The sequence below is a fragment of the Methylomonas sp. 11b genome (assembly GCF_000515215.1).
GTDB lineage: Bacteria > Pseudomonadota > Gammaproteobacteria > Methylococcales > Methylomonadaceae > Methylomonas.
The window spans coordinates 2707151-2720727 of record NZ_KI911557.1 but is presented as its reverse complement, the minus strand read 5'-3'; the positions used below and the strand labels follow the sequence as shown (position 1 = coordinate 2720727).

14 protein-coding genes are annotated in these 13577 nt (G+C 54.0%); all 14 read left to right on the top strand.

Translation table 11 applies throughout. The features are described from left to right. The first annotated feature begins 6 nt into the window (after positions 1 to 6). The 14 genes from METH11B_RS0113115 to METH11B_RS0113050 all read left to right on the top strand — a co-directional run bounded on the left by METH11B_RS0113115 (position 7) and on the right by METH11B_RS0113050 (position 13576). Positions 7 to 1377, top strand: a complete 1371-nt coding sequence (locus tag METH11B_RS0113115; RefSeq protein ID WP_026602403.1) for a M16 family metallopeptidase — start codon at positions 7 to 9, stop codon at positions 1375 to 1377. Continuing rightward, complete coding sequence (locus METH11B_RS0113110; protein ID WP_026602402.1) at positions 1367 to 2665, top strand: M16 family metallopeptidase; 1299 nt, start codon at positions 1367 to 1369, stop codon at positions 2663 to 2665. The genes METH11B_RS0113115 and METH11B_RS0113110 overlap by 11 nt, the downstream gene beginning before the upstream one ends. Before the next feature lie 2 nt (positions 2666 to 2667). Then, entirely contained in the window at positions 2668 to 3252 is a 585-nt protein-coding gene (gene rsmD / locus METH11B_RS0113105) for a 16S rRNA (guanine(966)-N(2))-methyltransferase RsmD (protein WP_026602401.1), read from the top strand. A 26-nt stretch (positions 3253 to 3278) separates the two neighbouring features. Next, a complete protein-coding gene (gene coaD / locus METH11B_RS0113100) occupies positions 3279 to 3764 on the top strand; it encodes a pantetheine-phosphate adenylyltransferase (protein ID WP_026602400.1) in 486 nt (161 codons plus the stop codon). A gap of 2 nt (positions 3765 to 3766) precedes the next feature. Continuing rightward, positions 3767 to 4012, top strand: a complete 246-nt coding sequence (locus METH11B_RS0113095) for a YfhL family 4Fe-4S dicluster ferredoxin (protein WP_020484474.1) — start codon at positions 3767 to 3769, stop codon at positions 4010 to 4012. 86 nt (positions 4013 to 4098) lie between these two features. Next, the gene (locus tag METH11B_RS0113090) at positions 4099 to 5148 is read left to right on the top strand and encodes an NAD(P)-dependent alcohol dehydrogenase (protein WP_026602399.1); all 1050 of its coding nucleotides are present in this window, start codon (positions 4099 to 4101) and stop codon (positions 5146 to 5148) included. Positions 5149 to 5346: 198 nt separating this feature from the next. Continuing rightward, positions 5347 to 9309: a CHASE domain-containing protein gene (locus METH11B_RS27870; RefSeq protein ID WP_026602398.1), complete on the top strand. Its 3963-nt coding sequence runs from the start codon at positions 5347 to 5349 to the stop codon at positions 9307 to 9309. A 133-nt stretch (positions 9310 to 9442) separates the two neighbouring features. Further along, positions 9443 to 10069 carry a glutathione S-transferase family protein gene (locus METH11B_RS0113080; RefSeq protein ID WP_026602397.1) on the top strand — a complete coding sequence of 209 codons (627 nt, stop codon included), beginning with the start codon at positions 9443 to 9445 and terminating at the stop codon, positions 10067 to 10069. Positions 10070 to 10097: 28 nt separating this feature from the next. Further along, positions 10098 to 10946 carry a glutamate racemase gene (murI, locus tag METH11B_RS0113075; RefSeq protein WP_026602396.1) on the top strand — a complete coding sequence of 283 codons (849 nt, stop codon included), beginning with the start codon at positions 10098 to 10100 and terminating at the stop codon, positions 10944 to 10946. 57 nt (positions 10947 to 11003) lie between these two features. After that, on the top strand, positions 11004 to 11480 hold the full coding sequence (locus tag METH11B_RS0113070) for a cupin domain-containing protein (protein ID WP_026602395.1): 477 nt from the start codon (positions 11004 to 11006) through the stop codon (positions 11478 to 11480). Between the two features lie 15 nt (positions 11481 to 11495). Next, the gene (locus METH11B_RS0113065) at positions 11496 to 11777 is read left to right on the top strand and encodes an antibiotic biosynthesis monooxygenase (RefSeq protein ID WP_020484480.1); all 282 of its coding nucleotides are present in this window, start codon (positions 11496 to 11498) and stop codon (positions 11775 to 11777) included. Next, positions 11767 to 12105 (top strand): DEAD/DEAH box helicase family protein, encoded by a 339-nt coding sequence (locus METH11B_RS0113060; RefSeq protein WP_026602394.1) that lies wholly within the window; start codon positions 11767 to 11769, stop codon positions 12103 to 12105. Before METH11B_RS0113065 ends, METH11B_RS0113060 begins: the two co-directional genes overlap by 11 nt. Continuing rightward, entirely contained in the window at positions 12102 to 12785 is a 684-nt protein-coding gene (locus METH11B_RS0113055; protein ID WP_026602393.1) for a TIGR04283 family arsenosugar biosynthesis glycosyltransferase, read from the top strand. The genes METH11B_RS0113060 and METH11B_RS0113055 overlap by 4 nt, the downstream gene beginning before the upstream one ends. After that, the gene (locus METH11B_RS0113050; protein ID WP_026602392.1) at positions 12785 to 13576 is read left to right on the top strand and encodes a sterol desaturase family protein; all 792 of its coding nucleotides are present in this window, start codon (positions 12785 to 12787) and stop codon (positions 13574 to 13576) included. The genes METH11B_RS0113055 and METH11B_RS0113050 overlap by 1 nt, the downstream gene beginning before the upstream one ends. Position 13577 lies beyond the last annotated feature (1 nt).

The window sequence follows — 13577 nt, the reverse complement described above, 5'->3', positions numbered from 1 at the left end:
GGATTTATGAACTATAGGCTCGCGGCGTTAGCGCTGCTTTGCCCTGCTGTCGCGGCACATGCCGAGGCTGGCAAGGTACACGAACATGTTTTTAGCAACGGCTTGAAACTATTGGTAAAGGAGGATCATCGTTCGCCGGTGGTAGTATCGCAAGTCTGGTACAAGGTGGGCTCCAGTTACGAGCCCGGCGGCATCACCGGACTCTCGCACATGTTGGAACACATGATGTTCAAAGGCACTCAGAAGTATCCGGCCGGCGAGTTTTCCCGGATCATCGCCGAAAACGGCGGCAACGAGAACGCGTTCACCGGGCAGGATTACACCGCCTATTTCCAAACCCTGGAAAAATCGCGCCTGGAAATCAGCTTTAAACTGGAAAGCGACCGGATGCGCAACCTGGATTTAAAAGCCGAGGAACTGAAAAAAGAACTGGAAGTGGTCACCGAAGAGCGGCGCATGCGCACCGATGACCAGCCGCGCGCCAAAGTGCATGAGCAATTCATGGCGACGGCTTTCACTAACAGCCCCTACCAAAATCCGGTTATAGGTTGGCCGTCCGATATTGCCAATTATAAAGTCGAAGACCTGCAAGCCTGGTATCAGCAATGGTACGCGCCGAATAACGCCACGCTGGTGGTGGTGGGCGATGTCGATGCGCTGCAAGTCGAAAAACTGGCCGAGCAATATTTCTCTCCGCTGCAACCTAGCGTGTTGAAACCGGTAAAACCGCAAGACGAAAGTGAGCAACGCGGCGTACGCCGGATTACCGTAAAAGCGCCAGCCAAACTGCCCTACCTGATGATGGGCTATAAAGTGCCGGTTCTAAAAACCGCCAAGCCGGAATGGGAAGCCTACGCTTTGGAAGTATTGGCGGGGGTACTGGACGGCGGCGATAGCGCCCGCTTGTCTTCGCGTCTGGTCAGGGGCAAGCAAATCGCAGTATCGGCTGGTGCGGGTTATGATTTTACCTCGCGCTTACCCGAGATGTTCCTGCTGGAAGCCACCCCTGCGGAAGGCAAGACCGTCTTCGATCTGGAATACGCCTTGCTGGACGAAGTCTATCAATTGAAGAACGAACTGATAGCCAAGGACGAATTGCAACGCATCAAGGCACAAGTATTGGCTAGCGCGGTGTATCAAAAAGATTCCAACTTCTATCAAGCCATGCAACTGGGCACGCTGGAAACGGTGGGTATCGGTTGGCAGAAAGCCGACGAGTATGTAGACAAGATCAATCAAGTCACCGCCGAACAGGTCAGGGACGTGGCGCGGAAATATTTGATTGAGGACACGCTCACCGTCGCTTATCTAGACCCGCAACCGATCACCGAAGCCGCCAAACCCGCAAAAGCCATAGGAGGCCATCATGCGTTTTAATTTAATCGGCTTGGCGCTATTGCTGTTGAGCCAAACCGTCTGGTCCGCCGCCAAAATCGAAAAATGGCAAACTCCGCAAGGCAGCCGGGTTTATTACGTGCGCACAGCCGGCTTGCCGATGGTGGATGTGCGGGTGGTATTCGATGCCGGCAGTGCCCGCGACGATGCGCAATTCGGCGTCGCCGCGTTGACCTCTGCCTTGCTGGACAGCGGTGCCGGCGAGTTGAGTGCCGACGACATCGCGCAGCGTTTCGAATCGGTAGGCGCCAACTATTCAGCCGGCGTGAGTGAAGATATGGCCTGGCTGGCGGTTCGGACGTTGACCGAGAAAGCCTTGTTTGACAAAGCTCTGGCGACTTTTGAAACCGTGTTGAGCAAGCCGGCCTTCAATCCAGCCGACTTTGAGCGGGAAAAAGCCCGTACCCTGGCTGGCTTGAAACATCGGGAAGAATCGCCGGGCGAGTTGGCCGGTATTGTTTTCAACAAAGCCTTATATGGTGATCATCCTTATGCGCATCCCGAAACGGGGGTGGTGGAAACCGTGGCCGGTTTTAGCGCCGATGATCTGAAAAACTTTTATCAAAAGTACTATGTGGCCGCCAACGCGATGGTGGTCATCGTTGGCGACGTGAGTCGCGAACAAGCAGAGCAAACCGCTAACCAGGTGCTAAGCAAATTGCCGGTCGGGAGCAAGCCCGCCGAAATTCCGGCGGTAACAATGCCGAGCAAAGCCAGCAAACAGCACATCGAGTTTCCGTCCACACAAACCCATGTCCTGGTCGGTTTGCCCGGCACCTATCGCAAGGACCCCGATTATTTTGCGCTATATGTAGGTAACCATATTTTAGGTGGCGGCAGCATGGTTTCCCGTCTGTTTGAAGAAGTGCGGGAGAAGCGCGGTTTGGCCTACGGTGCTTATAGCGTGTTCGCGCCGATGTATCGGCAAGGGCCGTTTATGATGAGTTTGCAAACTCGCAACGATCAGACCGAGCAGGCCTTGGATGTCTTGCTGAAGACCTTCAACGAGTTTCTGGATAAAGGCCCCAGCGATAAGGAACTGACCGCCGCCAAGCAAAACATCACCGGCGGCTTTGCTATGCGTTTCGACACCAACAGCAAGTTGACCGACTATGTAGCGATGATTGGCTTTTATCAGCAGCCGCTGGATTATCTGGAGACTTTTCAGAGCAATGTCGAAGCCGTCAGCATCGAGCAAATCAAGGATGCGTTCAAACGCCGGGTAAAACCGGAATTGTTGCAAACTGTGACGGTCGGTGCCGGTAAGTAAGTATGTCGAATCAAGTCCGCATCATCGGTGGCGAATGGCGCAGCCGGCAAATCGTATTCGACGACGCGCCTGGCTTGCGGCCGACGCCGTCGCGGGTGCGGGAAACTTTGTTCAACTGGCTGCAAGCCGACATCCTGAATAGCCGCTGCCTGGACCTTTACGCCGGCAGCGGTGCCTTGGGCGTGGAAGCGGCATCCCGAGGCGCCAAGCAAGTGGTGCAAGTAGAAAATAATCCTGCCAGCTGCCAAAAACTGCGCGAGAACGTCGCCAAATTGGCGGCAACGCAGATTCAGGTGGTGCAGCAAGATGTCGGTCAGTTTTTAAACGGACCGGCGCAGCCTTTCGATTTGATATTTCTGGACCCGCCGTTTGGACAGAATTTGATCGGTCAGACCTGTCATCTGTTGGATACCAACGGTTGGCTGGCCAATTACGCCAAAATCTACCTGGAATGTGAGCGTCATCGACCGCTGGACAATTTACCAGCCGATTGGCGATTACTGAAAGCCAAGACGGCCGGCGAAGTCAGCTATAGCTTGCTGCAAAAGCAATCGGATACTTTTGCCGCGGCGAATGGTTTAAAATAAGCCGCTTTTGCCTGTTTCTAAAGCCGATGAACATTACCGCGATTTATCCCGGCACCTTCGATCCCATCACCAACGGTCATCTGGACTTGATCCACCGCGCCTCAAGGCTTTACCAACACGTGATTGTTGCCGTTGCGGTCAGTCGTGGCAAAAAGCCGCTGTTTACCTTGGAAGAACGCGTCGCTTTGATTCAGGAAGTGGTCACCGAATTCAGCAACGTCAGCGTGATTGGTTTCGACATCTTGCTGGTCGAATGTGCCAAACAACATCAAGCCAGCGTGATTATCCGCGGCTTGCGCGCGGTGTCGGACTTTGAATACGAATTTCAATTGGCCGGTATGAATCGCCGCCTGTCGCCCGATATCGAAACGGTGTTTCTGACCCCGGCTGAACAATACGAATTCATCTCGTCCAGCATGATCCGCGAAATCGCCCAACTGAACGGCGACGTGTCCAGCTTCGTGCCGGACGTCGTCAAACAACGCTTAACCGAAAAATTTTCCGAGGAGTAATTATGGCGCTCATTATTAGTGACGACTGTATCAACTGCGATGTCTGCGAACCGGAGTGCCCGAACGGCGCGATTTCGCAAGGCGAAGATATTTACGTGATCAACCCGTCCCTATGTACCGAATGCATAGGTCACCACGACAAACCGCAGTGTATGGAAGTTTGTCCGGTGGATTGTATCGATAAGGATCCGGATGTGGTCGAGGATAAGGACAGCCTGTATCAGAAGTATTTGAAATTGACGAGTTAGCACCCGGAATTGGCTGTTGCCCCGTCCGGTCAAGTTAATTGGCTAGCGCGGGCATTAAGTGCACCCTCAAAACGCTGGAGATCGATATGCTTAAAACGGTTGGCTATGCTGCCTACAACCCGCAAACCCCACTACGCTCTTTTCATTTCGAGCGGCGGCAACCCGGCCCAGAGGATGTGCGTATCGAAATTCTCTATTGCGGGGTTTGCCATAGCGATCTGCATCAGGTGCGCAACGAATGGCGCGGCACCACGTTTCCGATAGTGCCGGGCCACGAAATTGTCGGCAAAGTTGTGGAAGTCGGCTCCCAAGTCACCAATTTCAAGCTGGGTGATTTGGCCGGGGTGGGCTGCATGGTCGATTCTTGCGGTGTCTGTCCCGATTGTCAGGATCATCAGGAGCAGTTTTGCGACCACACCATATTTACCTACAACAGCCCGGATAAGCATACCGGCAAAATGACTTACGGCGGCTACTCCAATCAGATCGTGGTCGATCAGGGTTTTGTGTTGCATGTTTCCGATAAATTGGAGCTATCAGCGGTAGCCCCCTTGCTATGCGCCGGCATCACCACCTATTCGCCGTTGCGGCACTGGAAAATCGGCAAAGGCCACAAAGTCGGTATCGTCGGATTGGGCGGGCTGGGTCACATGGGCTTGAAGTTTGCCCATGCTTTCGGTGCGGAAGTGGTTTTGTTTACGACTTCGCCTGGCAAGGAAGCCGATGCCAAACGCTTAGGGGCTAGCGAGGTGGTAATTTCCAAACATGCCGACGAAATGGAAAAGCATTTAAATAGCTTCGATTTCATTTTAAACACCGTCGCCGCGCAGCATGATCTGGATCAATATCTGAGCCTGTTGAAGCGCGACGGCACGATGTGTCTGGTCGGCGTGCCGTCCGAGCCGCATCCGTCGCCGAATGTCGGCAACCTGATATTCCGCCGCCGGGCATTGGCGGGATCGCTGATCGGCGGCATTCGCGAAACTCAGGAAATGCTGGATTTCTGCGCCGAGCACGGCATCGTTTCCGACATTGAGCTGATCCCGATGGCCGGTATCAATGATGCCTATCAACGCATGTTGAAAAGCGACGTGAAATACCGCTTTGTGATTGATATGGCGACCTTACCAGGCTAAGCGCCTGTCTATAAAACTATCCCCGCTCCTTAAATATCGTCGCTCCCGCGCCGGCGGGAGCCCAGTTGCTAAACTGGATTGGCGATGAGGCTTTCTAATATCGGATGGTTCAGGTTTTGGCCTATCCGCATCTCTAGCAAAGCATTTGACCTATAATCACCTTCTCTCACTTTTCTTAGCTTGTTGGGCAGAGAAGGAATGCGTTTGAGCTTTTACCGATATATTTTTGTGACAGTAAGTATGGTCGTGGCGGGTTGGGCCGCACTACGCCTGGCATTACCGCCGGGCTATGCCAGTCCGATCTGGCCGCCGGCCGGGATTGCATTGGCTGCGTTATTGCTTTGGGGTAAGAAAGTCTGGCCGGCAATATGGTGTGGATCGTTCCTGACAAATCTGTTCTATGGATACGATTTAAGCGACTATTTGACCCCACAGACGGTTTTTGTGGCGTTGGGCATTGCTGTCGGTAGTACTTTGCAAGCATTGTTCGGTGCTTGGCTGTCGCAACGCTTTCTGGAGCAAGGCGCACCGCGTCTGGATAACGGCAAAAAAATTTTTCGGTATGTGTTATTAGCTGGCCCTTTGAGTTGCTTGATCGCCGCCTCCGTCGGGGTCAGCACCTTGCTTGGATTTGGTGTTTTAAGCCATGCCAACATTTTGGTTGCTTGGTGGAATTGGTGGATAGGCGATTGTTTGGGGTCCATCATTATATCCCCCTTGGTTTTTTGCTTGTTTGCAGAGCCAAGAGCACTCTGGCGGCCAAGGCTGATAGGCGTAGCTATGCCTCTGGTGGCCATGTTGGCCGGGCTGATCGTTACGTTCCTGCTGGTTTTGCGAGCGGAAGACAGTCGGCTGCAACTGCAATTTGACAGCAATGCCACTGCGATCAATAAAGCCTTGGCGGAGAATTTTTCCGCAGTGCTAAACGCGTCTTTTTCACTCAATAGTTTTTTTCAAGCGGCGGGGCCGGTTGACCGGGATAAATTCGGCGTTTTTGCGAATGGCGTGCTGACACAGAATACGCACATTCAAGCGCTGAGCTGGGTACCGCAGATCACCAACGAACAGCGGGCGTCTTACGAACAGTCGTTCCGCGATGAAGGATATAAAGATTTTACGATCAAGGAGCTGGGTGCGGATCGCCAGTTTATCAAGGCTAATGAGCGTGCCGAGTATTTCCCGGTCACCTACATCGAGCCTTTATCAACCAATAAACCGGCGTTGGGTTTTGATTTGAATTCCGAGTCCAATCGCCGAGAAGCTCTGACGGCAGCCAGGGCCAGTCAAGCAGTCAGCGTCACCCGGCCTATTCAACTGGTACAAGACGGGCAAGCCAACCAAGCCTTATTGTTGATGATGCCGGTATATCTTGCTAATGCCAAAAGCTCGGAGCCGGCGTTTAGCGGGTTTTTTTCCACAGTGGTGCGTATCGATTCCTTAGTGAACGCGGCCATGCAAGGCTTAAATCTTGACGATATGAACGTGGCGTTACTCTATTACGATACGGAAAACCACGCCATAGCGTTACACGGGGTGCTGAAATCGTTGACGCCCGGCCTAAACGAGTCCAGGCATTCCATCCGTTTTGGCAATCGGTTGCTGGAAATTGTTGTCCAGCCGGAAGCCGTGTTCATTTCGACACATGCCTCTTGGCTACCGTGGATGGTGTTACTAGGCGGATTGCTGTTTACCATGCTGTTAAGCGTGTACTTGTTATCGGCCACCGGCAGGGCGGCGATGGTGGCGGCACTAGTCGATCAGCGTACCGCCGAGCTTGATGCGGCAAACTCAAGCTTAAAAAATGCGTATATCCGCTTGGCGGAGAAAGGCCAAAAGCTTCGAGATTTATACGAACTATCGCCCTTAGGCATAGCTTTGCTGGATGTACACGGCAAATTCGTTGAATTCAATCATGCTTTCCAACGCATGACGGGGTACACGGAAGAAGAACTTAAACGGCTCGATTATCTGAGCTTATCCGCCGATAAAGAGCAGAGTTTGGACGAGCAATTAAACTGGTTGGCAAAAACCGGGCAATATGGCTCCGACGAAGCTACGTTTATTCATAAAAGAGGGCGGCCGGTGTCATTGCAATTGAGCGGTACCAAGGTCGCCGGCAGCGAGGATCACAATTATATTTGGTTCATCGCTGAGGACGTTACGCAAGCTAAAGCCAATAAGGAAGTGCTGCGGCAAAGTGAGTTGAAATATCGGAAGCTGTTCAATAGTTCGCATGATGCGGTGATGATGGCCGACAACAGCGGATTTCTGGATTGTAATCAAGCCACCTTGGATTTATTTGGTTACGACGCCGTTTCCGAGTTCTGCCGCTTGCACCCAGGTAAGGTTTCCCCGCCAAACCAGGCAAACGGCAGGGATTCAGTAGAATTGGCGAACGAGTATATGACTACGGCGATCAAAAACGGCCACTTGGAGTTCGAGTGGCTACATCGGCGTGCCGACGGCAGTATTTTTCCGGCTTTGGTGACGCTGGCGCGAGTTAGCCTGGACGGCCACCTGGTGTTACAAAGCGTGGTTCGCGATCTTAGCGAACAGAAGCGGGTGGAACAGGCCTTGATTGAAGCTAAAGAAGCCGCCGAGAGCATGGCGGCCTTCAAATCGGAGTTTCTGGCGAACATGTCGCACGAAATCCGCACGCCGATGAACGCAGTGATCGGTTTGTCGCAGTTGGCTTTGAATAAGCCGGTATCCGATGAGGTAAGGGATTATCTGCAAAAGATTCACAGCAGTTCGGTCAGTTTACTCGGCATACTCAACGATATTCTCGACTTCTCCAAAATGGAGGCGGGTAAACTGGGTGTTGAGCAGGTCGAATTCAACCTGAATAATGTGTTGGATAATTTGCATAGTCTGTTTGCCTTGTACGCAGCGGAAAAACGTCTGGACTTCAAGATAGAAGTCGCGCCGGACGTACCCTTAAGTTTGGTCGGTGATGCATTGCGTTTGCAACAGATTCTCTCCAACCTGCTGGGTAATGCGCTCAAGTTTACTGAGCGCGGCAGTGTCAGTTTGCGGGTGGCCTTGCTGGATTTAAACGAGGCTCAAGCCAGGCTAAGATTTAGCGTTGTGGATACCGGTATCGGCATTCCCGAGGCGGATCTGCCCAAGTTGTTTCAATCCTTCAGTCAACTGGATGCGTCGATTACCCGCCGCTTCGGTGGTACCGGGCTGGGCTTGAGCATCAGCCAAAAGCTGCTGCAATTGATGGGCAGCGATTTTCATGTCGAAAGTACTCCGGGGCTGGGGTCGAATTTTAGTTTTGACTTAGTGCTTGGTGTTGCCGCGCAGCAAGCCGACTTGTCGGCGGTGCGGCCACATACCGAAACCCAGGCCGCTGGCTTAACCAAGGCGCTTGCCGAGCAAGGTAGCGCATTGCGGGGCATGCGTATCTTGGTGGCCGAAGACCATGCTATCAATCAGAAAATTTTGCAGGAATTTTTGGCCTTATGCGGGGTTAGTGTCGATCTTGCCGGCAATGGTCGCGACGCCTTGGCCTTGCTGGCAGAGCACGCTTATGATGCGGTGTTGATGGATATTCATATGCCGGTGATGAGCGGTCTGGCCGCCACCGAAGAAATCCGCCGTAACCCGGATTATAAAGCGCTGCCGATTATCGCGCTGAGCGCCGGCGTGACCGAGGAGGAGCGGGACAAATGCCTGGCCAGCGGCATGAACGAATTTGTGGTTAAGCCGATTCAACCGATGCAGTTGGTTGAGGTGTTGTGCCGGCAGATAGGTCGAGGCCCGGCCGGCGATTCGGCAAACGGGGCCGTTAAAAATGAGCGTGACGTTTCAGCGTTTAGCTTACGAGATTTGCCCGGTTTTGACTTCAGCAATCCCCTGGATCTGTTGGATGGCGACGAAGGTTTTTTGAGCGAGTTGCTGGGTAGTTTCAGAGATAGCACCGCAAGCACGTTGATAGAGCTGGGTGATTTGCTGGATAAGCGGGATTTTCAAATGGCGCGAGATATGCTGCACGGTTTGAAAGGCGTCGCCGCTAACTTGGGGGCAAGGCGTGTGGAACAGGCCGCGACTAAATTTTGTATTTCGCTCGAGCAGGACAGTTTAAATCAGGCCGACTACGCCGAGTTCAAACGGGTAATGACCGAAGCACTGACTGCACTGGAGCCGCTGGGATAGTCGCTCAATATTTTTCCTGATGGGTCAAAATCTACGCTGGCCCCAAAATATCGTCTGAGTCCGGTCAAGTTTATCGGTGTAAAATCCCGCGCCATATTGGCTTTAGTTCAACATCCCCCAAGGAGAACGCACAATGAATGATCTGGTGTTTTATACCAATCCGCAGTCGCGTGGCCGTATCGCCCACTGGATGCTGGAAGAACTGGGCGAGCCTTACGAAACGGTCTGGCTGGAGTTCGGCGCCGCGATGAAAAACGCCGACTATCTGGCTGTTAATCCGCTGGGCAAAGTGCCGGCGCTGAAACACGGCGCTGCGCTCGTCACGGAAACCGCCGCCATTTGCGCGTATTTGGCTGATCGTTTTCCGGAGAAAAATCTGCTGCCGGCCGTCAACCATCCCGCGCGCGCCGATTATTTTCGGTGGCTGTTTTTCGCGGCCGGTCCGCTGGAGCAGGCCGTTACCGCCAGAGCGCTGGGTTGGCAGGTGCCTGAGGGTAAGAATGGCTTTGTCGGCTTTGGCAGTTACGAGGCAGCAATCAATGCTGTCGAAAAAGCGCTGTTGCCCGGACCGTATATTTGCGGTGAGCAATTTACTGCGGCGGATGTGTATGTCGGCTCGCAGCTGGGGTGGGGCATGATGTTCGGCAGCATCGACAAGCGCCCGTTGTTCGAAGATTATGTGGCGCGGATCTATGCGCGTCCGGCAGCGCTGCAAGCCATCCGCCTTAACGAAGCGTATTTGCAACGGCGCCAAGCCTGATCAACTTAATATAAGGCAGTATCCATTGATGACAGCGTCGCACACTGATGCCCCCATTGGCGTATTCGATTCCGGTGTCGGCGGCCTATCCGTGCTGCGGGCAATCCGCGCGGAACTGCCTAGGGAAGACTTGCTCTACGTGGCGGACTCCGGCTATGCGCCCTACGGCGACCGGGATGCGGATTTTATTGCGGATAGAGCGACAACGATTACCGAACTGCTGCTCGATGCCGGCGTGAAGGCTATCGTGGTGGCTTGCAACACCGCCACGGTGGTCGCAATCGAAAAACTGCGTGCTTGGTGTCCGGTGCCGGTGGTGGCGATGGAGCCCGCCATCAAGCCGGCCGCGCAAACCACACAATCCGGGGTGGTCGGCGTGCTGGCCACCAGTCGCACACTAGCCAGCCCCAACGTAGCCAAGCTGTGTGCTGCCTACGGTAAAGACATTGAAATATTGTTGCAGCCTTGCCCCGGTCTGGTCGAACAAGTTGAAAAGGCACAATTACACAGTGAGGCCACGCGGGAGCTTTTGGTCGGTTACCTGTCGCCGCTGTTGCTGGCCGGTGCCGATACCATCGTGCTGGGCTGCACACATTACCCGTTTCTGGCACCGCTGATTCGCGAAATCGTTGGGCCGGACCTGACGATAATCGACCCGGCCACCGCCGTGGCAAAAGAGCTGGCGCGGCGTCTGCAAGGCAATCTTCTGCCTGTTTCCGCTGAGCGAGCCGCAGAGGTCAACTTTTTTTCCAGCACCGCTGCCGAACAGGCGAGCTTGATCATATCGGCGCTCTGGGGTAGCGGTGTGCTTGTTCAGGAGGCCAGCCAACTCGGCCATCGCGGTCAGAGGCCTGGGCTAATATCCACCGGATTTTAAAAAAACCGGGTGTGAGGCCTTAGGCTCTGCGCGCGGATTTCTACTTGCAGGATAAGCATGAACACTAAACATACTCCAATCGCCGTGCCGGCGGCAGATGTGACGGCACGGACTACATCACTCTACCCGGAGCCGTTTGCCTCGCGCATAGCGGGGCGAGAAAAGCGCCGCCTCGGCGAGGTATTTGGCCTGGCAAATTTTGGTGTCAACCTAACCACGCTGGCGCCCGGCGCCCGTTCAGCTTTACGCCACGCGCATTCGCTGCAAGACGAGTTTATTTACATACTCCAAGGGCACCCGACACTCGTCACAGATGAAGGTGAAACACTGCTTGCGCCGGGTATGTGCGCCGGATTTAAAGCCGGCACCGGTAATGCCCATCAGTTGCTGAACCGTTCAAACGCAGACGTACAATACCTGGAAATCGGCGACAGGACCGCTGGGGATGCGGTCATTTACCCGGACGATGACTTGCAAGCGCTGCTGGTTGACGGCAATTGGCGATTCACCCACAAAGACGGCGAGCCATACTAAAAAGCGGGAGTCTGCATGCCACACGTATTAATCATCCATGAGGTTGCCGCCTATCCGGCCTGGAAGCAGATTTTCGATCAGGCCGCCGAGATCAGAAAACGTGCCGGAGAAATCAGCTACCAACTGCTGCGCTATGATGACGATGTTAATAACATCGTCCACTTTTCTGCTTGGGACTCGCTGGACAATGCCCGGCGTTTTTTCGAGTCTGCGGAGTTGGTGGAAATCAGAAAACAGGCCGGCGTAAAAGCGCCGGAATTTATCTATTTGCAAGAGATAGAACGGGGTGTACTTTAATCGCGGCTTGGCTCAGCGCGGTTGGCGCAACAGTCGTGGGTGCTTAATTGTTTCCGCTAGTAAGGGTTCCGGCAAAACCTGCACCGCGATGTATCGCTTACTGAAGTTCACCGGCGCCAGACGCATCCTGTCTTTGCTCGATACTCGCAACCTGGGCGAACAAGCCGAGCAGGAAATGATGAGCTATACGCGTAGCCGAGATTATCGAAAACGTGGAGGCGGGGCTGGCGTGTTTTCGAGAGATTGCCGGGGTGTTGGGTTAAATGCAAAGCGCGGCAAGGCTTTAGGCGAAATCACTTCAAGTAACATCACCATGCACACCCAGTGAAAGCGCAAATCAGCATCATCATGCCGGTGATCAACGAGGCTGCGCAACTTGCGGATAAATTGCAAGCCTTGCAGGCGCTCAGAACGCGCTGCGAATTGCTGTTGGTCGATGGCGGCAGTAGTGATGCCAGTCCGGCTATTGCCAAACCTTTGGTCGATCTGGTTTTGCCCAGTCAGCGTGGCCGGGCCAGGCAAATGAATCTGGGGGCGGAACATGCACAAGCGGAGGTGTTGTTGTTTTTGCACGCCGACACCCGGCTGCCAGAACGGGCTGCGGAGCTGATTATGTCGGCGGTGGCGCAGGGTGCCGCTTGGGGCCGTTTTGATGTGCAATTCGACAGCCCGCAAGCTATTTTTAAGTTGATCGCCTACCTGATGAACGCGCGCTCCCGGTTGACCGGTATCGCTACCGGCGACCAAGCCATCTTCATCACCCGCCAGGCCTTTCGGGCCGTGGGCGGTTTTCCGCAGATTGCCTTGATGGAAGATATTGCCATCAGCGCCGCACTAAAAAAAATCGGCAAACCTTGCTGTCTGAAGGCTGAGGTAGTGACTGCCGCGCGACGTTGGCAACAACACGGTATCCTCAGAACGATTTTATTGATGTGGTGCTTGCGGCTGCGGTATTTTTTCGGAGCCCATCCGGATGAGTTGGCGGCGCGGTATTATCGGAGGCTGTGATGGAAGCAATGGTGCGCTTGAGCGTGTTTTTGGGGATATTCTTGTTAATGGCGGCTTGGGAGTGGTTTCGACCGAAGCGCCAATTAAGTGTGGAGCGACGCCGCCGCTGGCCGGTCAACCTGGGCTTGGCGATTTTGAATGTCGGTGTGATGCGGCTCAGTATCGGTGCGGCGGCTTGGCTGGCGGCCAATTGGGCTGCCGAACAACAAATCGGCTTATTCAATGTGTTGCCGGTGCCGCGTTGGCTGTCGATAGTGCTGAGTCTGTTGCTGCTGGATCTGGCGATTTACGCTCAACATATCGCCGCCCATCGCTGGCGTTGGTTCTGGCGCTTGCACCAAGTGCACCACAGCGATATGGATTTCGATACCACGACTGCGGTGCGCTTTCATCCCTTGGAGATCGTGCTGTCGATGCTTTATAAGGTCGCGCTGGTGATGTTACTCGGCGCCGATCCGTTCGCGGTGATCGCTTTTGAAGTGATATTGAACGGTTGCGCGTTATTTAATCACGGAAATGTCGGCCTGCCGCCCGCGGCCGAACGCGGCTTGCGCTATTTGCTAGTGACACCGGATATGCACCGTATTCACCATTCCGCCTTTCAATCTGAGACCGACAGCAATTACGGCTTCTCGCTGTCATGTTGGGATAGATTGTTTAAAACCTATTGTCCGCAAGCGCGAGAAGCGCAGACCAAAATGACGATAGGTTTATCCGAGTTTCGCGATAGTGCCCAGTTGGGCTTTGTTGGCCTGTTGGCGCTGCCGTTTCGGCGTCTAGGCGGTAGATAAG

What these genes read in the sequence shown, in the direction of transcription:
- METH11B_RS0113115 (WP_026602403.1), top strand. Translation starts at nt 7, where the DNA reads ATGAACTATAGGCTCGCGGCGTTAGCGCTGCTTTGCCCTGCTGTCGCG.
- METH11B_RS0113110 (WP_026602402.1), top strand. Translation starts at nt 1,367, where the DNA reads ATGCGTTTTAATTTAATCGGCTTGGCGCTATTGCTGTTGAGCCAAACC.
- rsmD (WP_026602401.1), top strand. Translation starts at nt 2,668, where the DNA reads ATGTCGAATCAAGTCCGCATCATCGGTGGCGAATGGCGCAGCCGGCAA.
- coaD (WP_026602400.1), top strand. Translation starts at nt 3,279, where the DNA reads ATGAACATTACCGCGATTTATCCCGGCACCTTCGATCCCATCACCAAC.
- METH11B_RS0113095 (WP_020484474.1), top strand. Translation starts at nt 3,767, where the DNA reads ATGGCGCTCATTATTAGTGACGACTGTATCAACTGCGATGTCTGCGAA.
- METH11B_RS0113090 (WP_026602399.1), top strand. Translation starts at nt 4,099, where the DNA reads ATGCTTAAAACGGTTGGCTATGCTGCCTACAACCCGCAAACCCCACTA.
- METH11B_RS27870 (WP_026602398.1), top strand. Translation starts at nt 5,347, where the DNA reads ATGCGTTTGAGCTTTTACCGATATATTTTTGTGACAGTAAGTATGGTC.
- METH11B_RS0113080 (WP_026602397.1), top strand. Translation starts at nt 9,443, where the DNA reads ATGAATGATCTGGTGTTTTATACCAATCCGCAGTCGCGTGGCCGTATC.
- murI (WP_026602396.1), top strand. Translation starts at nt 10,098, where the DNA reads ATGACAGCGTCGCACACTGATGCCCCCATTGGCGTATTCGATTCCGGT.
- METH11B_RS0113070 (WP_026602395.1), top strand. Translation starts at nt 11,004, where the DNA reads ATGAACACTAAACATACTCCAATCGCCGTGCCGGCGGCAGATGTGACG.
- METH11B_RS0113065 (WP_020484480.1), top strand. Translation starts at nt 11,496, where the DNA reads ATGCCACACGTATTAATCATCCATGAGGTTGCCGCCTATCCGGCCTGG.
- METH11B_RS0113050 (WP_026602392.1), top strand. Translation starts at nt 12,785, where the DNA reads ATGGAAGCAATGGTGCGCTTGAGCGTGTTTTTGGGGATATTCTTGTTA.